This is a genomic window from Flavobacterium sp. 1, from assembly GCF_002797935.1.
Classification (GTDB): Bacteria; Bacteroidota; Bacteroidia; order Flavobacteriales; family Flavobacteriaceae; genus Flavobacterium.
Genome location: NZ_PGER01000001.1, coordinates 3,193,250 through 3,213,867, shown reverse-complemented (window position 1 = coordinate 3,213,867; position 20,618 = coordinate 3,193,250). Strand labels below are relative to the sequence as shown.

The 20,618-nt window shown below is 33.8% G+C and carries 17 protein-coding genes; 3 read left to right on the top strand and 14 right to left on the bottom strand.

Translation table 11 applies throughout. The features are described from left to right. Positions 1-76: 76 nt before the first annotated feature. From CLU83_RS12820 to CLU83_RS12810, 3 genes are all read right to left on the bottom strand, one after another. Complete coding sequence (locus CLU83_RS12820; protein WP_232727104.1) at positions 77-538, bottom strand: nuclear transport factor 2 family protein; 462 nt, start codon at positions 536-538, stop codon at positions 77-79. Beyond that, positions 532-1,422: an MBL fold metallo-hydrolase gene (locus CLU83_RS12815; protein WP_100431973.1), complete on the bottom strand. Its 891-nt coding sequence runs from the start codon at positions 1,420-1,422 to the stop codon at positions 532-534. Before CLU83_RS12815 ends, CLU83_RS12820 begins: the two co-directional genes overlap by 7 nt. An 89-nt stretch (positions 1,423-1,511) precedes the next feature. After that, positions 1,512-2,093, bottom strand: a complete 582-nt coding sequence (locus CLU83_RS12810) for a Crp/Fnr family transcriptional regulator (protein WP_100431972.1) — start codon at positions 2,091-2,093, stop codon at positions 1,512-1,514. 254 nt (positions 2,094-2,347) lie between these two features. Between CLU83_RS12810 and CLU83_RS22515 the strand changes: the two genes are divergently transcribed. Together CLU83_RS22515 and CLU83_RS22510 are read left to right on the top strand one after the other, a co-directional pair. Then, complete coding sequence (locus CLU83_RS22515; RefSeq protein WP_232727102.1) at positions 2,348-2,788, top strand: BtrH N-terminal domain-containing protein; 441 nt, start codon at positions 2,348-2,350, stop codon at positions 2,786-2,788. Next, a complete protein-coding gene (locus CLU83_RS22510; protein ID WP_232727100.1) occupies positions 2,758-3,327 on the top strand; it encodes a DUF4872 domain-containing protein in 570 nt (189 codons plus the stop codon). Before CLU83_RS22515 ends, CLU83_RS22510 begins: the two co-directional genes overlap by 31 nt. A 17-nt stretch (positions 3,328-3,344) precedes the next feature. On the opposite strand, the gene CLU83_RS12800 is transcribed toward CLU83_RS22510, so the two are convergent. Further along, positions 3,345-6,956, bottom strand: coding sequence for an alpha-L-rhamnosidase (locus CLU83_RS12800; protein ID WP_100431971.1), 3,612 nt, complete (start codon positions 6,954-6,956; stop codon positions 3,345-3,347). Between the two features lie 424 nt (positions 6,957-7,380). Here CLU83_RS12800 and CLU83_RS12795 point away from each other — a divergent pair, with 424 nt between their 5' ends. Then, positions 7,381-7,803 carry a CBS domain-containing protein gene (locus tag CLU83_RS12795; protein WP_100431970.1) on the top strand — a complete coding sequence of 141 codons (423 nt, stop codon included), beginning with the start codon at positions 7,381-7,383 and terminating at the stop codon, positions 7,801-7,803. A gap of 68 nt (positions 7,804-7,871) precedes the next feature. On the opposite strand, the gene rpe is transcribed toward CLU83_RS12795, so the two are convergent. The 10 genes from rpe to CLU83_RS12745 all read right to left on the bottom strand — a co-directional run bounded on the left by rpe (position 7,872) and on the right by CLU83_RS12745 (position 20,576). Next, entirely contained in the window at positions 7,872-8,534 is a 663-nt protein-coding gene (rpe, locus tag CLU83_RS12790) for a ribulose-phosphate 3-epimerase (protein WP_100431969.1), read from the bottom strand. A gap of 231 nt (positions 8,535-8,765) precedes the next feature. After that, complete coding sequence (locus CLU83_RS12785; RefSeq protein WP_007804760.1) at positions 8,766-9,629, bottom strand: RNA polymerase sigma factor RpoD/SigA; 864 nt, start codon at positions 9,627-9,629, stop codon at positions 8,766-8,768. 80 nt (positions 9,630-9,709) lie between these two features. Continuing rightward, on the bottom strand, positions 9,710-13,306 hold the full coding sequence (locus tag CLU83_RS12780; RefSeq protein WP_100431968.1) for a DUF2339 domain-containing protein: 3,597 nt from the start codon (positions 13,304-13,306) through the stop codon (positions 9,710-9,712). Between the two features lie 200 nt (positions 13,307-13,506). Continuing rightward, entirely contained in the window at positions 13,507-13,746 is a 240-nt protein-coding gene (locus CLU83_RS12775) for a hypothetical protein (RefSeq protein WP_100431967.1), read from the bottom strand. A 203-nt stretch (positions 13,747-13,949) separates the two neighbouring features. Further along, positions 13,950-14,696: a LytTR family DNA-binding domain-containing protein gene (locus tag CLU83_RS12770; protein WP_100431966.1), complete on the bottom strand. Its 747-nt coding sequence runs from the start codon at positions 14,694-14,696 to the stop codon at positions 13,950-13,952. Then, a complete protein-coding gene (locus tag CLU83_RS12765) occupies positions 14,689-16,341 on the bottom strand; it encodes an ATP-binding protein (RefSeq protein WP_232727098.1) in 1,653 nt (550 codons plus the stop codon). The genes CLU83_RS12770 and CLU83_RS12765 overlap by 8 nt, the downstream gene beginning before the upstream one ends. A 179-nt stretch (positions 16,342-16,520) precedes the next feature. Next, entirely contained in the window at positions 16,521-16,946 is a 426-nt protein-coding gene (locus tag CLU83_RS12760; RefSeq protein ID WP_100431965.1) for a hypothetical protein, read from the bottom strand. A gap of 387 nt (positions 16,947-17,333) precedes the next feature. Further along, positions 17,334-19,469 carry a polyribonucleotide nucleotidyltransferase gene (locus tag CLU83_RS12755; protein ID WP_100431964.1) on the bottom strand — a complete coding sequence of 712 codons (2,136 nt, stop codon included), beginning with the start codon at positions 19,467-19,469 and terminating at the stop codon, positions 17,334-17,336. A gap of 218 nt (positions 19,470-19,687) precedes the next feature. Next, positions 19,688-19,957, bottom strand: a complete 270-nt coding sequence (gene rpsO, locus CLU83_RS12750; RefSeq protein WP_077374687.1) for a 30S ribosomal protein S15 — start codon at positions 19,955-19,957, stop codon at positions 19,688-19,690. A gap of 163 nt (positions 19,958-20,120) precedes the next feature. Next, positions 20,121-20,576, bottom strand: a complete 456-nt coding sequence (locus tag CLU83_RS12745) for a GAF domain-containing protein (protein WP_100431963.1) — start codon at positions 20,574-20,576, stop codon at positions 20,121-20,123. Positions 20,577-20,618: the final 42 nt, after the last annotated feature.

The following is a 20,618-nucleotide window of genomic DNA, read 5'->3' as shown; positions in this document are numbered from 1 at the left end:
AGAACCAACAAAAATATTTTTTTTGTTGGTTCTGTTTTTTTATATTATAGATTGTAATTGATTTATTTTCAATCTTTTATTTTGTGGCATCATTTACAGGCTGACTGTCTACAAACTGCTCGAAACTAATAATTTTGCTGTCTTTTAATTTCCAAACGTGAGCTACTCTGGCTGTAAATGATTTGCCAGTGATTTTATAAGTGCCGGTATATGTTCCGTAAGCAACGACTTTATCATCGCTGGCAACATAATCTTCGGGGGTAAATTTATAATCAATCCATTCGCTTCCTAATCGGCTAAAAACATTTTTGGTTACGTTATCCAAACCTATATAAGTTCCTGCATACGGAAAACCTTTTGCTTCTGTCCAGGAAATGTTATCAGCTACATATTTAGCTAAATTTTTACCGTTTTCTTCCGAAGTTTTTCCTTCGTAAGTACTTTTTATAATTTCAAGATTTGTCATTCTCTTTTTATTTAAAGAACAGCCTGATAATACCAAAAGTATCGTCAGGCTGTAAATTATTAATTTTACCATTTCATTTCTCCAGTATTTACTTTTGCGCCTATCATTAAGGCAGTTTCAAAAGTAAGCGTTGGGTATTTTGTTTTCAAAGCTGAAATTAAAGTTTCCGAAGTTTTATTGGTTTTCAAAGCTTCTTCATAGAATTGAATGTAACTTTTGGTCTGATTTATTGAAGTTATATCAAATGGAGAATTTGAATTGGCGTGGGCAGGAATTACAATTTCAGGTTTCAAAGCTGTAATTTTATCTAAAACTGAAATCCAGCTTTTGCGGGCATCAGCAGTTTGTGCATCTGCCATCCAAAGATGAAAAGTAGTTCCAAAAACATTGATTCCGCCAACAGCTGCTTTTATAGAAGGAATCCATACAAAAGTTTTATTCGGGAACTCTTCCAAACCAATTATTTCTAATTTCTGACCTTCCAATTCAATACTGTTTCCTTTTAAAACCTGAGGTAAAATAACGTTTGACGTAATGTTTTTACCCAATCTTTCGCCCCAAACTTCTAATTTCTTTTGAGCAGTAGCCTTAATATGTTCTACTGTTGCAGGTGAAGCATAAGCAGTAACTTCAGGGAAATATTTTTTGAATACTTCCAGTCCGAAGTAAAAATCTGGATCACCGTGAGAAACAAAAATAGCAGTTAGTTTTTTGCCGCTTGCTTTAATTTCCTGTGCTACTTTTTCGGCATCCGCCAAAGTAAATTGTGCGTCAATCAAAACCGCATCTGTTTTCCCCGATACGATTACCGATGCTACACCAAAACTGTTTTCTGATGCATTGTAAACTTGAAGTTTTAAATCTTTAGTTTCGATAGTTTTGAAACTTTGTGCTTGTGTTTCCATATTAAATAAAATTAAAATTGTTAAAAATACTGTTGAGATACTGTTCTTCATTTTTGCGCTGTTTTAAATTAACACTGCAAAGATGAGACGGTATGCTATCTCAAAACATTAAACTAGTTTAAAAAATTAAAAGGGAATTCTTATTTTTTGACAGCAATTTTCTTTCGAATATTACTCAAAAAAACATTCGTAATACCCAAATAGGCAGCCACCTGAATGTTGGAAAGACGCTGAATAAGCTGAGGATATTTTTCTGCAAATTCGATATAACGGGATTCTGCAGTTTTACTCAGATTATCAATCATTCTGCGCTGAAGTGCAACATGAGTTTTTTGAGTCATTACCCGAAACAGCTTTTCAATTTTAGGCAAATTGGCATAAGCATATTCCTTATCTTTTTTAGAAATTAAAAGTACTTCACTATCTTCAATGGCTTCTATAAAAAGCTGTGATGGCGTTTCGGTAGTAAAACTGTCAATATCGGTAATCCACCAATTTTCAATTGCAAAATAGAGTACTTGTTCAAAACCGTTTTTATCAATATGATAAACCCGAAAAAGCCCTTTGGTGACAAAACCTTCAAACCTGCAAACTTCGCCTTCACGCAGCAAAAAACTTTTTTTTGGGATTGATTTTTGTTGAAACAAACTGCAGAATTCCTCCATTTCAATAGCTGAAAGTGAAATATGTGCCGCTAAATTTTGTTTAAGGAGTTCTGTCATTTTATAAGATAATGTTTTTCTGTCTTCAATGAGGGTTAAAAAGGATGGTAATTGGAATATAAATGTACTAATTAATAGTTTATAATAATTAAAGTCAAATTAGTATAAGCATTGGCATTATAACCAATATTCGAGTATTTATACTAATTAACATTTGCAATAATACTTACGCCAAAGATAAATGTTAACTTGCTTCAAAAATATTTGTGGGTACAGAATATTTGCGGTCAGCTAAAACAATAGTAGAATAACAAATGAAATTAGAGAATTTAAAACCATTTGACGGACAGCATTGCGAAACAACAGCAACAGGAACATTGCTGCGCCAGCTTGGCATTGAACTTTCAGAGCCAATGCTTTTTGGTTTGGGCGAGGGGCTGGGTTTTATTTTTTGGAATATGAAATCAATGGATTTCCCTTTTATTGGAGGGCGGGTAAAACCAGATGAATTAACTAAAAATATTGCAAGAAATTTAAATCTTGAATTAACTGTAAAAGAAACGGCATCGGTGCAAAAGGCTTGGAAAGATGTTAAAGAACTTATCGATAACGGACAGGCAGTCGGCTTAAAACTGGATTGTTTTCATTTGCAGTATTTCTCAAAACCATTTCATTTTGAGGACATTATGTTGCGCTTTATGGCTATGATGATGAAAATGTTTTTTTGGCAGACACAAGACAGCAGGGAGGATTAGTCAAAACAAGTCTGGAGAGTTTAGCATTGGCAAGAGCTGAAAAAGGACCAATGTCATCTAAGAATCTGTATTACACTTTGCGTAAGCCAAACAAAATGACGGACATAAAAACGGCCATTGTAACTGCAATTAGAAACAACGCTGCGGAATACATAAATCCGCCAATTACCAATATTGGCTATAAAGGAATTTTAAAATCAAGTACTGAAATAGTTAAGTGGTTTAAGACAAGTAAAGACATTGAAAATGAATTCAAAACGTGTGCAATGCTTATGGAAAAAGCAGGAACAGGCGGTGCATTATTTAGAAATTTGTATAGAGATTTTTTGTTGGAAAGCTATGAAGTTTTGAAACTGGAGAAACTAAAAACAGGATATGAAGCGTTTGCAGCAATTGCATCACTATGGGTTGCAGTTTCCGAACTATTTGAAAAAGTAAGTCAAACGAAAGACTTTAAATACATAGAGCAGGCATCAGATATTTTAAAAACAATATCTGAAAAAGAAAAAACAGTAATGGAACTGTTAGCTGCTATATAGCTGATTTTTTTTGGCTATTATTTTTCTACTGTAATTTTATAGGTGCCAGACTGTAATGTGAACGCCAATTTGTCTCCCTTTTGACCGATGAATGTTATGCCTTTTACCTGTTTGATTTTTTTACCGCTTTCGGTCACTTTGTTTATGCTGGATGCTTTTATAAATAGAGAGGCAGTTGTATTTGCTGGAATCTCCATCGTATAAATTGTCTGTCCTTCAATGATTTCCCATTCACTTGTAATTTTCCCATACATAGAATCATAATGACCTTTTGCAAAAGTTATTTTACCGGTAGGGTCTGGTGTAGGCTGCAGTATGAATTTTTTAAAACCTGGCTCATCACGGGCAATACCTATAGAATTGTTTATCATCCATGCACCAACCGAACCAAAGGAATAATGGTTAAAGGAGTTCATGTTGTTATTACCGCCAAAACCATTTTCTTTTGTATATGAATTCAGCCTTTCCCAAATAGTGGTTGCGCCATTTTCTACTGAGTATAGCCAAGAAGGGTAGGAGGTTTGCTGTAATAATTGGTACGCTTCTTTATCCCTGCCGTTTTTTGAAAGCGCATCACTAATTGCAGCTGTTCCAATAAAACCTGTCATTAGAGAATATTCAGGACGCATTATTCCTAACTCGTCTTTGTTTTTACGCTCCAGCGTTGCTACAAGATTATTTGCAGCTTTATCTTGGGTGTTTTTGTCAAATAAATTAAAAGACAGCGGAATAGCGTATGAGGCTTGTGTATCACTAAAACTTCCTTTTTTTGGAAGCTGATCTTCAGATACCCTGTACCCCCAAGGAAATCGATGCCCAGAATGTACTGTTTTACCTGTTATGGCATCTATGTGGGTTTTATTAAAATGATCTTTACGGGCTGTGTATTCCTGCTCAAAATGCATTGCATCATCAGTTTTTCCAAGAAGAGCTGCGGTTTTTTGCATAATTTCAAGGTCGTAGGCATAGTAAGCATCCCACAAAATTGTATCGTCATTTTTATAGCCCTCAGGACTCAGCCAGTCGCCAAGGAGAGATTCAGATTGTACACCAGTTATTGGGTTGAGATGTTTTTTAAGAAAATGAATATAGCGCTTCATGGCATCATAATGTTCTGCAAGCAGTGAGACATCACCATATTGCAGGTATGACTCCCATGCTACAATAATTCCGGCACTTCCCCAGAGGATACCGCCAAAAGCATCTGTAACTGGTGCAGTGTCGGTAAATCTTCCGTCTTTTTCCTGTAGATCCCTCATGGCAAGCATGTGTCGTCTTAAAAATGGGCCGGCATTGGCAAGGTAAGTTGCGGTTTTAGAAAATACACTTATATCGCCACTCCATCCCATGCGTTCATTGCGTGCAGGAGTATCTGTGGGAATGTATAAAAAATTAGAGCGGGTAGACCATTCTATGTTTTTCCAAAGTTTATTAACCAATGGATTTGATGTTTGATAATCAGCAGTAATTGAATCAATGGAACTTAACACCATTCCGGTAATTTTATCTAACGGTAGCGCCTTTTTTATGCCAGTAATTTCTATAAAACGAAAACCATGGAAAGTAAACCGTGGCTGTATTATGTCATTAGTGCCTTTGCAGTAATAAATATCACGAACCATTGCAGCTCTAAAGTTTTCAAGCATAATCATCCCTTTATTAGTGCCGTATTCGGCAATGTCAGGATATTTTACTTCGGCATAGCGTATCATTATAGTATCGCCTTTAGCAGTATTCTCTAATTCAATTTTAGGGAATCCTACCATATTTTGCCCCATATCATATACAAATACTCCTGGACGCACTTCTTCTGCGCTGACAGGTTTTAATGTTTTTGTAATAGTGGCAGTAACTCCGGGTATTCCTCTCAATTCCATTGCCGAAAAATCAAGATTTGAATTGACAGTAGCCTTATTGTTGTTTTTGTCTTTTAATTCTATGACTTGTGTTTTTGTCCACTTAGAATCATTAAAGTTAGCCTTTGACCAATCTGTAATTGTTGATTCTTTGCTGGCATCATAAATCTCACCCTGAAAAAAACTGCCATATCGTATAGGACCATCGTTGCAGTATTTCCATGTCTCTGGATTTGTGGTTACAATTTGTTCGCTTCCATCAGTATAGGTAATAACCAGTTTGGCCAAAAGAGATTGGCGGTCGCCAAAAAAGTTCCAGTTTTCACCCGTATAAGTGATGTTGCCACTCCACCATCCTTCACTTAAAATGGCTCCAAAGGCATTGGCTCCATTTTCTAAAACCATTGGTGTTACATCATAAGTCTGGTAAAGCTGTGTTTTATTGTATTGTGTTAATCCCGGGCTAAAATATTCGTTGCCAATTCGATCTCCGTTTAAGTATAGTTCATATATACCTCGGGCTGTGGCGTACAGTCGGGCTTTTTTAATTGTTTTGCCTTCTGTTTTAAATTCTGTTCGCAATATTGGTGATGCATTTTGAGTTGGGTTTGCAATGATAAGAGCTTCTTCTGATGTAGCATCTATGGTGTATTGCCCATTTGCAGCAGAGAATGTTTTTTTATTTACTGATGAAAAAATTCCGTTATAGGAAACAGCCGAAAGATCTTCGCTGAACAGAGTATTTGAGGGCGCTCTGAAATTCATAATCTTAACGTTCGAGAAATAGGCTTTTTGTCCTTTATTTAAAGCAAAGCCAATATCACCCACGATTGGATATGCAATATAATCTGCACCTCGTCCCAATGGGTTTATGTTTACACCAGTATGACCCGAATTGTCGGCAGTTATGTTGTGTGAACTATCATTTCCATCTACATAAAAATTTAATACACCAAAAACTGAAGTTGCAAAAATTTCATGTTTACTGTATTTATTGTTTTGATTGATAATGCTCAGCGGTATTTCAAATGTTTTAAAAAGTATTGCGGGATTGTCATTTTTAGTATAACCCACACGGTAAATATTTAATTTTGCTCTACCGTTTTGTTTGCTGTTGATATCTGTAATATTCAATTCTACTTTTACGTAAGAAGAATCTTTTTTGTTTTCAACATCCAGAATGTTCATGTTTCTGTCCATAAGACGTTCGTCATTTGCTCCAAAAATAAAGCCAGCCTTATCTGATTTTGATTTTTGATCGAGCTGAATAGTATAACTAAGTCGGAAAACGGTAAGATAGTGAGAGTAAAGTACCATATCCTTATCAGTACCGCCAATCCAGTTTGCTCCATTCCATCCGGATAATTTCGGATCAGGATTCATAAGTCCGGTTTCAAACCATGATGCAGCGCTAGATTCTTTGCCGTCTTGATTCCAAACTGATACTTTCCAATTGTAACGTGTAGTGGATTTTAGATCTTCACCATTATATACAATACCTACCGAAATATTACTTTCAATTCTTTTCGAATCCCAAACAATTGCACCAGTTTCGTTTGTGACTTTTATTTGATAGGCCTTTTGTGACAATGCACGCAAGTTTGAATTTGCTTTCATCTGCCAGCTGAAAACAGGTTTTTGAACATCCATACCCAGCGGTGTTACCTGATAGTCTGTCTGTAATCTGGTGATATCAAATTGTGCATAAATTATTGAACTTACCATCAAAAAGACAGTTGCTAACAGACGGCTTGTAATAAAATATTTTTGCATTATAGTATGTTTCAGATTAGACTTGTTTCCAAATTTAAAACATAAGTGTATAAATTACAATTATATTTTGTGATATCTGAATAAATGATCAGTTCATGCTTTTTTAACCAGAACTCAATTATTAATTTTTGAAGCAGAAAGATCAGGCATTTTCAGCAAGTATCGTCCCGCTTTCCGTTACAATCTTGTGAGCCGAACCCCGGCTCGCAAGGATTTTCACTGTAATCGGGGCTAAAGGGAAAGATTTTTGCTCTTTAAGTTATTCTTTCCAGTTTACAGTTAACTGTTTTTAATTTTATTCTTAAGAGTTATGAATTATCGAATAGTAATCTATCGAAAAAGTTTTGATTAACACCTGATAATCATCATATTTTCTGCAAATTTTCATTTATAAATTTGAATATAATTTTAAAGAGAAAATGTTATGAGACAGCATGTTCCAGTATCAACTATTATGACCAAAGATTTGGTTAAACTAACGATCAAGGATGATTTAACGAAGGCTGAATCTCTTTTTAAGCATTACAAAATCAGGCATATTCCTGTAGTAAACGGAGCTACTATAATTGGAATGCTGAGTTACACAGATTTGTTGCGAATCTCTTTTGCAGATGCAATTGATGACGATGAAGAGATTGTAGATACCACCGTTTACAATATGTTTACGGTAGAGCAGGTAATGGCCAAAAAGCTAGTGACTATTACGCCAGAGACCACTATTAAAGAAGCGGCTGAGATATTAGCAAAAAAAGAATTTCATGCTTTACCCGTATGTGAAGATCATGTATTGGTTGGGATAATAACGACAACTGATTTGATAAAGTATTTAATTAATCAGTATAATTAAAAATTAAGTGTTTACTAAAGAAGAAAGTCCCAATGAAGCTTGTTTGGCTTATTGGGACTTTTGGTTTTTTAAACGGATAGTAAATGCTTTAAATCTGCTACGGTCTGAATAGGGTCTTCTGCTCTAAAGACAAAACTTCCTGCAACAAGCACATCGGCACCAGCCTCTACTAATTGTACGGCATTTTTATTGGTAACGCCACCGTCAATTTCTATAAGTGTTGACGCTCTTTTTCTAGTAATCAGATCTTTTAGTTTTTTTACTTTCACATAAGTGTTCTCTATAAAAGACTGTCCTCCAAAGCCCGGATTCACGCTCATTATACAAACCATGTCAATATCATTGATTACATCTTCCAGTAAATCAATATTGGTATGAGGGTTAAGAGCAACTCCTGCTTTCATTCCTTGCGCTTTGATAGCTTGAAGTGTTCTGTGTAAATGAGTGCAGGCTTCGTAATGTACAGTTAAAATATCAGCACCTAAATCTTTAAATGTTTTAATGTATTGGTCTGGGTTGACAATCATCAAATGTACGTCAACTGTTTTTTTTGTATGTCTTGTAATGGCTTCAAGAACGGGCATTCCAAAAGAAATGTTTGGAACAAAAACGCCATCCATGATGTCAATGTGAAACCAGTCTGCCTGACTATTGTTGATCATTTCGATATCACGCTGTAAATTGGCGAAATCAGCAGCCAAAACTGATGGAGCAATAATTGTATTCTTCATGGTGTTGAGATACACTGCAGTGCATCTTTACTTTTACGTTGAGATGCACTGCAGCGCATCTTTAATATTTGTTTTTTTGCAAAGGTAATATAAAAAATAAAACTCCGGTAATCAGCCGGAGTTTCAATCATCAATCAAAAAACGAACAGTTAATCAGACTGTTGTTCACGTTGTATTAAAATATTTAAAAATTAATGTATTTTCAAAATTTTAATTTGGGGATATTTTATATTAACCTAAATACGTTTTTAAAATTTTACTTCTAGAAGTGTGTTTTAATCTGCGGATTGCTTTTTCTTTAATTTGGCGAACACGCTCGCGGGTTAGATCAAAAGTTTCACCTATTTCTTCTAATGTCATTGGGTGTTGATCACCAAGACCAAAGTACAAACGCACTACATCGGCCTCTCTTGGAGTTAATGTTTCTAGTGAACGCTCAATTTCGGTACGCAATGATTCGTGGATTAATTCTCTGTCAGGATTTGGAGATTCTCCAGAACGCAATACATCATATAGATTAGAATCTTCTCCTTCTACAAGAGGCGCATCCATAGATAAGTGACGGCCAGAGTTTTTCATGGACTCTTTAACGTCATTTACAGTCATGTCCAGTTCTTTTGCAATTTCCTCAGCAGATGGCGGACGCTCGTTAGACTGCTCTAATAACGCATACATCTTGTTGATTTTATTGATAGAACCAATTTTATTTAATGGTAAACGAACGATACGGGATTGTTCTGCCAAAGCTTGAAGAATCGATTGGCGAATCCACCATACAGCATAAGAAATGAACTTGAAACCACGAGTTTCGTCAAAACGCTGTGCTGCTTTTATCAATCCTAAATTTCCTTCATTAATTAAATCAGGAAGTGTTAATCCTTGGTTTTGGTATTGTTTGGCTACCGAAACTACGAAACGTAAATTGGCTTTTGTTAATTTCTCTAGGGCTCTTTGATCCCCGGCTTTAATTCTTTGAGCTAATTCTACTTCTTCGTCAGCGGTAATAAGGTCAACTTTTCCAATTTCTTGTAAATATTTGTCTAATGAAGCGGTTTCACGATTAGTAACCTGCTTGGTGATTTTAAGTTGTCTCATGTTTTTGTCTCCTCAATTTTTTAAGTGTACAAGTGGTTATACGTATGGAGTTTGTAAAAAGTTACAAAAAGTTTATTTTTTTAATCAAAACGGTCTTTATATTTTTTAAACAAGCTGTTCATTACCAATAATACAATCCCAACGCCAAGCAGAACCAATGCCCGAATTAAGAAATTGGAATTTGATAAGTCAAAGAACATCAATCGGATAACGCAAATTCCAACTAGTGACAGGGAAACGTATCGAAAGTATTTTTCTTTCAGCATAATTCCTAAAATTAATAAACCAAGCGCTTCCAAAATCCAGAAAAAAGTTAGGATTCCTTTGTCAAAAGATAAATATAAAAAGCATCCAATGCTTAATGTTGCTGGGTAAATCAACAGACTGTTTTTGAGTTTGAAAGTTTCCATCCATTTGGATGCTAAATAAATATAAACTCCTAAAAGCACAAATATCAATAGGTAAACGGCTAAAAATTTAGATTGATAAAAATTAAAGCTCAAAAAGCCTAAATGTAAATTTGCCAGCAGATAATAAACGATACTGATGTTTTTTTCCTGGCTTATTTTTTTGTGATAAAAATAGAGATTCAAAATAGCGGCGACGACCCAATAAACCGGCAGCCATTTATGCTCTAATTGAGTAAACATGATGATTGAAAGCCAAATATTTAGTGTAATCTGATAATTGGTTTTCATTGTGGTAATGGCTTCCTTTTTGTTTAAAAGCAGTGTAAGAGCTAATCCTAAAGCGATACTTGAAAGCTGTAAAATCCAGTCTATCAGGTTGAAATTATTCAGTTTGTTAATACTGTAGGAAGCTGAAACCAAAATGGCCAGCATTGCAATTAATAAAACAAAATGAAATTTGATTTGGATTTTTTTGCTGTAAATCAAATAGAAGTTAATTAATGATAAAATCATGAACAGCAGCGGTAAATAATTTATTTCTACCTGTATGAGCAGTAATGTGATAATCCATAAATTTTGAATGTATGGCAAAATAGTAATAAAACGCTTTTCATCATCATTTTTGCTTTTGAATTGTAAATAGGAATACCCAATTGATAATAAAACACTTGCTGTTTGTACAGAATAAATGATCGTTTTTTCTTTTAAGTCAATGTTGTCAACAGCAACGAAAAGAGTCAGAATGATGCTTCCTGTTAATAAAAGAAAAGAATAATTGGAATATCGTTTGAACTCTTCAAATTTTTGGAATGCAAGGAATAACAGAATTGCAAAACCGATAAAATAGATAGATACATATTCCATTTGAATGCAGGAAAACCCAAATAGTGTAATAGTAAAGAGCAGTAATTCTGAATTTAATAAATTGTAATTAGTCCATTCATTGATGGTTTCTTCTGACTTGTTTCTGATTTTTTTTGCAAATAAAACGTAGATTTCGATAATGGAAATTCCCAGACAGGTTAATCCATTTTCAGTGTTTGTTAAATTGCCTGAGCGGTATAGAAGCAGTAAACTTCCAACAATTGTAAACAAATAATAGAATAAGTATAATACTCTTTGATTGTCTGGTGTTAAATTGTTTTTTTTGAAATTTAACCATAAGAACTCGTGGTTGAGTACAGCAATTCCAAACAAGCTAAAGATTTGGGCAACTGGATGGCTTTGCAAATATTTGCAGCTCAAAATCAATAAAAGTGCATTCACACTAACAATTCCGATAAATCTAATGATGAACTCATTTTTGTAAAAATATTTCACAAACCAATTGAATGAAACTATTGATAAGAAACACAATGTAAAAATCCAATCTGAGTATGATTTTTCTTGAGAGTGTATAATAAATAAACCGATAAATAATGCCAAAGCATAAAACACAAATCGTCCAATATCAAAGGTTACAATTTTAAATTTTTTCTTCAGGAAAGTCCAAATTACAGCAATCCCAATTACAATATAATAGAATGAATTGTCCGCTAAAACAGCATTGGATTTTAAAATTACAAATACCGAAAATACTATTGCAAGAATACCGTTCAGGCTCAAGTTTTTTTCACCATAAAAAGTGTCAACTTCTGTGAATTCTTTTTTTATCGAAGATATTATAGGAATTGAAAGCGCAATTATTGACAGTAGAATTATTGCCGTAAAAGCGTTTGTGATTTTTGCTGCATCCAAAGTGTTGTTAATAAGCAGTACGCAAAAAATGATTAAACTCGCTCCAAATAAATGATTGATAGTTAGAAAAATTTTGTGAAGCAGAGTCTCCTTTTCTTTATACACAACAAATAGGCAGACAAGTATTAAAACATATAAAATACAAGCAATGATATCAATACCAACTTTCAAATCGTTCAACATAATAATGCTAAGAGCCAAAAGAATAAAAGACACCATTCCGTCTAAATGATATAGCCAATACACTTTCTTTTTGCGGGCACGCAATGCAATTACCAAACAGATTATTGCGCCAAAGAATAATACAAAAGTTTTGAATTTACTTCCCATAGAATGCAGCAGTAATCCAGTTGCAAATAAGACCCAGTTGGTTAAATGAGTTATAAAAGCAGGCTTGTCAAAATGGGTGTTTTCATAAACGCCGCGGTATTGCATGAACATACAGCTTCCAGCAACTGTAATGATTCCGAGGATAGCAATAATGTTTTCTGAAGCGGTCAATTTTGTGCCTTGAGCATTAAACCAAATGTCGAAAATGATAAAGGCTGTAATGACGATCAGTAAGTGATATTCCCACTTTTCTTTGTACGAAAGTATAATTCCTATAGTACATGTTATAGAGGCTAAGATAAATGTAATTAACAGTTTTTCGGGGATAACACATAATATCAGTATGCTCAAAATTACGTGGAGCGATAAGAATGTCTGTTTTTTTATGATGTAGCCAATGTATAAATTAACTGCAATTCCTATAGCAATCAAGGAATATCCAGCAGCGGTATTGGTAATAAAGGTAAGCGGAGGTATTTGTGAAGCGCCAAATGTTCCAAATAAAAATAAACTGGCGGCTGCACTCCGAAGCCACAATCCTGTTTTAACCCATTTTTCCTTTTTCTTTAAAATGTAGAAAGAACCTGCTAATAAAGAAGCATACAGCCAGATAATTAAAATACGGAATAATGGTGCTACTGTTAAGGCAGTATAAATGCTTAAATAACCAATTCCAAGTACCATAATTGCGGTTCCCAAAATTCCAGTCCAATTGTCGGCAAATTGTTTTTCGGCATTTTTTAGAAATTTAGAAAAAGCACTTTCTTCATATATCTTTTCTTCTATTGGAGTTTTATTTTCTAATCTTGGGGAAGTTTTGCTTTCATAAGTGAATATTTCTTCTTCAATTTTGTTCGTTGAAATGGCTTCATTACTATCAATGTTTTCTTCTTTTGAGACAATAGTTTCAATAATAGGAGGAAAGTTTGTATTTTCTTTAATGCTTTCTATAATGTTGTCTTCAATAGATTCAATTTCTTGAGGTTTTGTTTCTTCAATTATTGATGGACCATTTTCGACAGTAATTGTTTTGCCTTCAATAGCTTTTTTGATTTCTGATATTTCTTTTCGAAGCCTGCCGTTGTCTTCCTGATAGGATTGGAGTAAAGATTCTAGATAATCGTTGCTTTTTTTCAGATTAAAAAAATTGTTGAATAGAACAACGATGCAAATGAATAAAACAAAAATAAAAAAGGCCATAGGTTAGGTTTTGATTTTTGAAATATAAGGATTTATTCATGTTAAAAATATAATTTGCATAAAAAATAAGTTTTTTATAAAATAAATTCCCTGTCTCAAAATGCTGAAACAGGGAATTCTAATTAATTCATTTATTGATTGGTAAAAAATGGTGTCGTAAAAATGTCAAATATTTTTGCTTCTAAAACAAATGATAGGATTTAATCCATACCTTCTAAATTGACAATTCTGTCGAATATTTCTTTTAAAAATATAACAAAAAAGAATAAGCCACCAGCAAAGATAAAGTGATCTTTTGTAATTGCTAAAGGGGTGTCAAGAATATTATACAAACTAGGTATCAAAACGCATAATGATACTAAAAGTCCTATCCAAGGATTTATTTTGCTTAAAAAATTTTTTACTTGCATATTTATGTGGTTATTAAGTTCTAGGCTCATGATTTTGTTGTATTATTTATATGAGTAAATATATAACGAAAAGTCCCTTTTTTTTGTACTGATGTTATGAGGTTGGATTTTGTTGTCATGAAATGTTCTTAAGCATGCATCAGTTTTACTTTTCTTGTTGGCTGCTTTATAGATATAAAAAAATCTTCTTTGTTATAGAGAAGATTTGTTATTTTGGTCTGAAAAACAAATTGTTATGACAGTATTTTTATTTTTTTGATAAAATCTTTATAATTGTCGCTAAGATTAATTTTGCGGTTTCCTTTCAGAATGACAAGATTGTCTGCAAGGATTATTTCTTCTATAGTATCGGAGTTTACGATGTAGTTTCTATGTGTTCGAATGAATTTGTTTTTGTCGAGCAGCTCGCTGATTTTGGTTAATGAAATGAGGATAACAAATTTTTCTTTTTCGGTAATGATGTTGCAGTAGCGATCCTCGACTTCGATGTAAATAATGTCCTTTAACGACACTTTTTTAAGCGTATTTTTCTTTTTGATGAACATATAATCATTGCCGATTACAGTGTCTTGGTCTTCACTCAAAAAAACATTCGCTTGCGAGTAGAATTTTTCAACAGCCATTTCAAGGGCATATATAATTTCTAATTCATTAAAAGGTTTCATTAAAAAGCTAAAGGGCTTGGTGAGTTTGGCTCTTTCAAAAATTTGACGGTCTTGTGAGCTGGTCAAAAAAACAAAGGGTTTACAGGCATTCGGAACAATGTTTATCGTTTCGGCAAAAGTAATTCCATCTGGTTTTCCGTCCAAGAAAACATCGATGACAATGATATCAACAGTATTTTTATAAAATAAAGTAAGGGCATCGGTATAATTTCTGGCTACGCCCACAATATTATAATTGTTGTTTTGTAAAACTAAGCTCAGGGCATCGCTTTGCTCTGGTGTGTCTTCAATAATAAGTACATTGATGCTATCCATTTTGTTCAGTTTTTGGGAACGAAAGTATCATCTTGGTACCTTTGTTCAATTCACTTTCTATGGTTAATGAACCGCTATTTTTCTTGATCATCTGCTTGCACAATTGCATTCCGAGTCCAGTTCCAATAATTTCCGAGTTTTTTTTCTTCGCTAATAATTCACTGTCTTGGAGTAACTCATTAATCGTGTTTTGTGTCATTCCTAAACCGCAGTCCTGAATCACGAGCTGGCAAAAATTGGTATTTGTTTCTATAGTATAAAAACTGATTTTGCTGTTCTCCGGGGAGAATTTTATGGCATTATCGAGTAAGTTACGCAGTACAATTTTTAGCGAATCGAGATCTACGAAGATAAAACTATTTTTTGAAATGGTGTTCTCAAAAGTGATGGATTTATCAAGCAATAAAGGTTTGTAGTTGTATTCTATTTGTTGTACAATAGAAAATAAATGAACAGAATCTTTATGAAAATACAATTGCTTGGTTTGCAGCAAGGCCCAATGCAGCAGGTTGTCCAGTAAGTTATAGGCACCGTTTGCAATCGCGCTGTTTTGATGGAGGAGCTGGTCGAGCTGATCGTAGTTTTTGGTCTCCAGTGAAGTAGTTAATTTGGTGTTGCTGGTTTTTAGTGCATTTACCGAGGAACGCAAATCATGGCTAACAATGGAGAACAATTGATCCTTGGTAGCGTTGAGCTGGTCTAGTTTTACTTTTTGGGTAAAAATGATTTTGGCATTTTTTACTTTCTGAGCATAAGCATAGATACCTCCTGATAAAAGCAATAATAAGCCTAGTGTTGAAAAAAACATAGTTTTACGCTGCGTCTCTTTTAGTTTGTTCTCAACTTTGAGTACCAAGATTTGTTTTTGTTTTTGCGCTACCGCATATTTTTTTTCGTAGTCTGCGAGTGCCCAGACTTTGTTTTGGTTGTTGAGTGAATCTTTCCATTGCTCTGATTCTTTTCTATAGACTAAAGCTTGTTTGAAGTTACCTCTGTTTTCTTCGACAACGGACATGTTTTTGGAAGCTTGTCTTTTTTTATCAAAATCTTTTATTTTTTTTGATAATGAATACGCTTTTTCAAAATAAGGCATGGCTTTTTGGTCTTTATATTGCACATAATATAAATTTGCAATATTAAAATAAGAATTTATTAATGGTAATGTATCACTTTCTGTTTTTTGTATTTTAATACTTTTGAATAGATAAAATTCAGCTATTTTAAATTTATTTAAATGTAAATAACAAGTCCCTAAATTTGCATAAATTGAACTTAGTTTACATTCTTTATCTTCATTTATGTAAACGGACTCTGTTTTTTGAAAAAAAAGGATAGCTTTTTCGAATTCTTTCAGTTCTAAAGAAATTGCGCCTAATTTATAGTTTACTAATTGATATAATATGAACTTTTTTGAAATTAAATTTAATTCGTACTTTGCTTCTTTTAATAGTTTTAATTCTCGAAAACTATACCCTCTAAAATAGTGACAATAATCAGCTAATTCTTTGTTTTTACTTAAACTCAATTGTTTCATAGAATATACTAAAGTAGAGTCCCAATTTTTTTTTATAAAAAAATATTGCGCCTTTTTAAAGTTTACTTCTGTATTAAATTCTTTTGTTTTTTTATTAAATACCTCGCCCATGTTGTCAGTACTTTTTATTTGAGAAAAAAGAAATAAAGAATTATAAAAAAATAATAGCGATATTAGTAGTTTAAGTGTTTGCATTTTTGTGAAATTCTCATTGTTCTTATTAGGAAACATCGTTTAATTTTATCATAAAGAGTGTTGATTAAACGATGTTTCTAATGAAAATTATTTTACTAGCCATTTACACCTGTCTCAGTCCCTCTAGAAGTCTCAGGATCTAAGTTTACCATATAGGACATAACTGTTTTTATATTTCCAACAGTTTCTGAAGTGTAATCTAGTTCAACGTACCATACATCACACGTTTCTGGGGTATCCATAGAGAAATCATAATCGTAATTGATGGTCAAAACGCCATCCTTTTCAGTAGGTGGTTCTACAAAAGGCGCATCAGGAATCTCGGAGTTCATGTATAATGTAGCTCTTACTTTTAGTGTTAATGGTCCGCCTTCAGGAGTGTAGAATTTTGCAGATACTAATGGTGCAACAGGATATTCAACTTGGTCTGGCTGTAGGAAAGTGAATACTTCAGTGTTGATTTTGGTAGTTTGGATGGTTGGGTAAGGTGTAAAGGATAGTTCTTTTGTAGAATTGCACATAGTTTTTTTGTTTTAGGTTAATTGTTTAATAAATTTTGGCTTAAAGATATTTTTTTTCTTTGAATATTGTGTAAATAATTTATTATTTTTTAAGATACTGTTGATTTATTCTGTTAAAAATGTAGTAAATGCTTTTAATGACTCAAGGAGATGTATTATTTATTAGTTAAGAGCAGTATTTTAATTGCTTTTGACTTCAAATGTTGTCTGTAAGTTTTAAGACTTGTCACAATCTAGAGAAAATAAAAAACTCCTTCTCTAAACAGACAAAAGAGTTTTTCAGCAGACATTAATTTATAATTTGAGGTTTAAAAACCGAAAAACCCCGTTTCACAATTGTAAAACGGGGTTTCCTATAAAATAAACCTTTAGTAAACTAAGATTGGATTACTCTTTTTTCTCCTCACGCGGAGGTCTTTGTAAAAGTGCTTTTCTGGACACTTTCTCTTTTCTTGTTTTTGGATCAACTCCTAAGTATTTCACTTGGAAAACATCACCCATATTAACTACATCAGCAACGTTTTCTGTGCGTTCCCAAGCTAGTTCAGATACGTGAAGCAATACTTCATTTCCTGGAGCAGATGTGTATTCTACAACGGCACCAAAATCAAGCATTTTGATTACTTTCACTTCATAAGCTTCGCCCATTTGAGGTTTGAAAGTAATAGATTGGATTTTAGCTAATACAGCTTCAATTCCTGCAGGATCTGTACCTAATATCTCGATTACGCCTTGCTCATCCACTTCGTTGATAACGATTGTAGTTCCTGTAGCTTTTTGCAATTCTTGAATCACTTTTCCACCAGGTCCGATTAATGCTCCAATAAAGTTTCCAGGAATAGTTCTAGTAATGATTTTTGGGGAATGTGCTTTAACATCTGCGTTTGGTTTTGCAAGAGTTTCAAGTAATTTTCCTAAAATATGCAAACGTCCATCACGAGCTTGAGCTAAAGCCTGCTCCATGATTTCATATTTCAATCCATCAATTTTGATGTCCATTTGACAAGCTGTAATACCTTCTGAAGTTCCTGTTACCTTGAAATCCATATCTCCTAAATGATCTTCATCACCCAAGATATCAGATAAAACCGCAAAACGATCACCATCAGTAATCAATCCCATTGCAATTCCAGAAACTGGACGAATCATTTGAATACCGGCATCCATTAAAGCCAATGTTCCAGCACAAACGGTAGCCATAGAAGACGAACCATTTGATTCCAATACTTCAGAAACAACTCTTATAGTATATGGGTTTTCAGCAGGAATCATGTTTTTTAATGCTCTTTGTGCTAAGTTTCCGTGACCAACTTCTCTTCTTGAAGTTCCTCTTAACGGACGAGCCTCTCCTGTAGAAAATGGTGGGAAATTATAGTGTAAATAGAATTTTTCTTCTCCTTGTTCAGATGGTGAATCAATTTGGTTTGCTTCTCTGGAAGTTCCTAAAGTTGCTGTTGCCAAAGCTTGAGTTTCTCCACGTGTAAACAATGCAGAACCGTGAACAGATGGTAAATAATCTACTTCGCACCAGATTGGTCTGATTTCAGTAGTTTTTCTTCCGTCAAGACGGGTTCCTAAATCTAAAGTTACATTACGAACTGCTTCTTTATTGGTTTTGTAGAAATATTTAGAAACTAAATCTCCGTTTTCTGCCAATTCTTCTTCAGTAAATAATGCTTTTACTTCTTCTTTTACAGCATCAAATGCAGCAGAACGTTCGTGTTTAGCTGAACCTTTACTTGCAATAGCGTAAATTTTATCATAAGCTGCTGCTTTTACTTTAGCGTAAATAGCATCGTCAGTCTTTTCAGTTTCATAAGTACGAACTTCTTTTTTTCCAAAAGCATCTGCCAATCTTTCCTGTGCAGCAATTTGTACTTTAATATGTTCGTGAGCAAATTTAATTGCTTCTAACATTTCAGCTTCTGAGATTTCTTTCATTTCTCCTTCTACCATTGCGATAGAATCAGTTGAAGCTCCAATCATCATGTCGATATCAGACAATTCTAATTGTGCACGAGATGGATTGATAATGAATTTACCGTCAATTCTTCCTACTCTTGCTTCTGAAATTAAAGTTTCAAAAGGAATATCAGACAATGCAAGAGCTGCCGAAGCTGCTAATCCTGCTAATGCATCCGGCATAACTTCTTCATCATGAGACATTAACTGAATCATAACCTGAACTTCTGCATGATAATCACTTGGAAAAAGCGGACGCAAAACACGGTCAACTAATCTCATTGTTAATACTTCGCTGTCGCTAGGTCGTGCTTCTCTTTTGAAGAAACCTCCTGGGAAACGGCCTGCTGCTGCAAATTTTTCACGATAATCTACCGTTAATGGTAGAAAATCAATACCTGGACTTGCTTTTCTTGACGATACTACTGTTCCTAAAATAACAGTTTTACCAATTCTTACTACTACAGAACCATCAGCTTGTTTGGCTAGACGTCCTGTCTCGATTGTGATGCTTCTGCCATCACCTAAATCGATTTTTTCTACAAATAATTGTGGAATCATAAATTTTTCCTTAATTGGTTATACAATGGGTTTTAGTTGTGTTGTTAGTTGTAGTTGTTGCGTAGTTAATGCCTAAAACCCAATGAAAAACCAAACTTTTTTTAATGAAACGTCAATTTTGAAAGATAATTGACAGCAATTTTTAGATTTAAAATATTTTTTTAAATCTAAAAAGAAATAAAAAAAAGAGGCACTTTCGCACCTCTTTTGTATATTGATTATTTTCTAATACCCAATACTTTGATAATCTCACGATATCTGTTGATCTCTGTTTTCTTCAAGTAATCCAACAAAGCTCTTCTTTTACCTACTAACAGTACTAATGAACGCTCAGTGTTGAAATCATGACGATTTTTTTTCAAGTGTTCAGTAAGGTGGCTGATTCTGTAAGTGAATAACGCGATTTGACCTTCTGCAGATCCAGTGTTTTCTGCTTTTCCTCCGTGTTTAGCGAAGATTTCTTCTTTAATCTCTTTAGTTAAATACATTCGAATATTATTTAATGATTTTTATGTATGTCGTACAGCTATTGTAAGACGGGTGCAAAAGTAATGCAAAATATTGAAATATTCAAAAATTTAATGATTAAATGATTTTGAGGTCTTATAAATGTTTTTTTTTAAATCTTTGACTCTTTAAAATTTTATATTCTTAAAACAGCTTTGCAATCTCTTCGTTTACAAATTCCAAGAAACGTTCATCTTCTTCTGTAAAAGGATCGATAACGTGGCTGTCAATGTCAATTTGACCAATATTTTCTCCATTTACAAAAAGCGGCACTACAATTTCGGATTTTACTGTAAAACTGCAGGCAATATAGTTATCTTGTGCACTTACATCCGGAACGACAAAATTATTGTTGGAAACAGCTACTTGTCCGCAGATTCCTTTTCCGAATGGAATAACGGTATGATCGGTTTCGGCACCTACATAAGGACCAAGATGCAGTGTTTTGGTCTCGTGATTGGCAAAATAAAAGCCTACCCAGTTGTAGTAAGAAATGGAATCACTCAAGAGCTGACAGATGGACAAAAGCTTTTCGTCTCTGCTAAGTGTTGTGTTTGCTGTTATTTCAGTTACTTTCGGCTGTAATTCTTGAAAAGTCATCTTTTGTTATTTTTTATGCAAAAGTATTTAAAGCTAATTCTT

Excerpts from the sequence above, each read along its gene's own strand:
- CLU83_RS12755 (WP_100431964.1), bottom strand. The coding sequence starts at position 19,469 with ATGATTCCACAATTATTTGTAGAAAAAATCGATTTAGGTGATGGCAGA.
- CLU83_RS12795 (WP_100431970.1), top strand. The coding sequence starts at position 7,381 with ATGAGACAGCATGTTCCAGTATCAACTATTATGACCAAAGATTTGGTT.
- rpe (WP_100431969.1), bottom strand. The coding sequence starts at position 8,534 with ATGAAGAATACAATTATTGCTCCATCAGTTTTGGCTGCTGATTTCGCC.
- CLU83_RS12765 (WP_232727098.1), bottom strand. The coding sequence starts at position 16,341 with ATGGGCGAGGTATTTAATAAAAAAACAAAAGAATTTAATACAGAAGTA.
- CLU83_RS12745 (WP_100431963.1), bottom strand. The coding sequence starts at position 20,576 with ATGACTTTTCAAGAATTACAGCCGAAAGTAACTGAAATAACAGCAAAC.
- rpsO (WP_077374687.1), bottom strand. The coding sequence starts at position 19,957 with ATGTATTTAACTAAAGAGATTAAAGAAGAAATCTTCGCTAAACACGGA.
- CLU83_RS12760 (WP_100431965.1), bottom strand. The coding sequence starts at position 16,946 with ATGTGCAATTCTACAAAAGAACTATCCTTTACACCTTACCCAACCATC.
- CLU83_RS12775 (WP_100431967.1), bottom strand. The coding sequence starts at position 13,746 with ATGAGCCTAGAACTTAATAACCACATAAATATGCAAGTAAAAAATTTT.
- CLU83_RS22515 (WP_232727102.1), top strand. The coding sequence starts at position 2,348 with ATGAAATTAGAGAATTTAAAACCATTTGACGGACAGCATTGCGAAACA.
- CLU83_RS12810 (WP_100431972.1), bottom strand. The coding sequence starts at position 2,093 with ATGACAGAACTCCTTAAACAAAATTTAGCGGCACATATTTCACTTTCA.
- CLU83_RS12815 (WP_100431973.1), bottom strand. The coding sequence starts at position 1,422 with ATGAAGAACAGTATCTCAACAGTATTTTTAACAATTTTAATTTTATTT.
- CLU83_RS12770 (WP_100431966.1), bottom strand. The coding sequence starts at position 14,696 with ATGGATAGCATCAATGTACTTATTATTGAAGACACACCAGAGCAAAGC.
- CLU83_RS12780 (WP_100431968.1), bottom strand. The coding sequence starts at position 13,306 with ATGGCCTTTTTTATTTTTGTTTTATTCATTTGCATCGTTGTTCTATTC.
- CLU83_RS12785 (WP_007804760.1), bottom strand. The coding sequence starts at position 9,629 with ATGAGACAACTTAAAATCACCAAGCAGGTTACTAATCGTGAAACCGCT.
- CLU83_RS12820 (WP_232727104.1), bottom strand. The coding sequence starts at position 538 with ATGGTAAAATTAATAATTTACAGCCTGACGATACTTTTGGTATTATCA.
- CLU83_RS12800 (WP_100431971.1), bottom strand. The coding sequence starts at position 6,956 with ATGCAAAAATATTTTATTACAAGCCGTCTGTTAGCAACTGTCTTTTTG.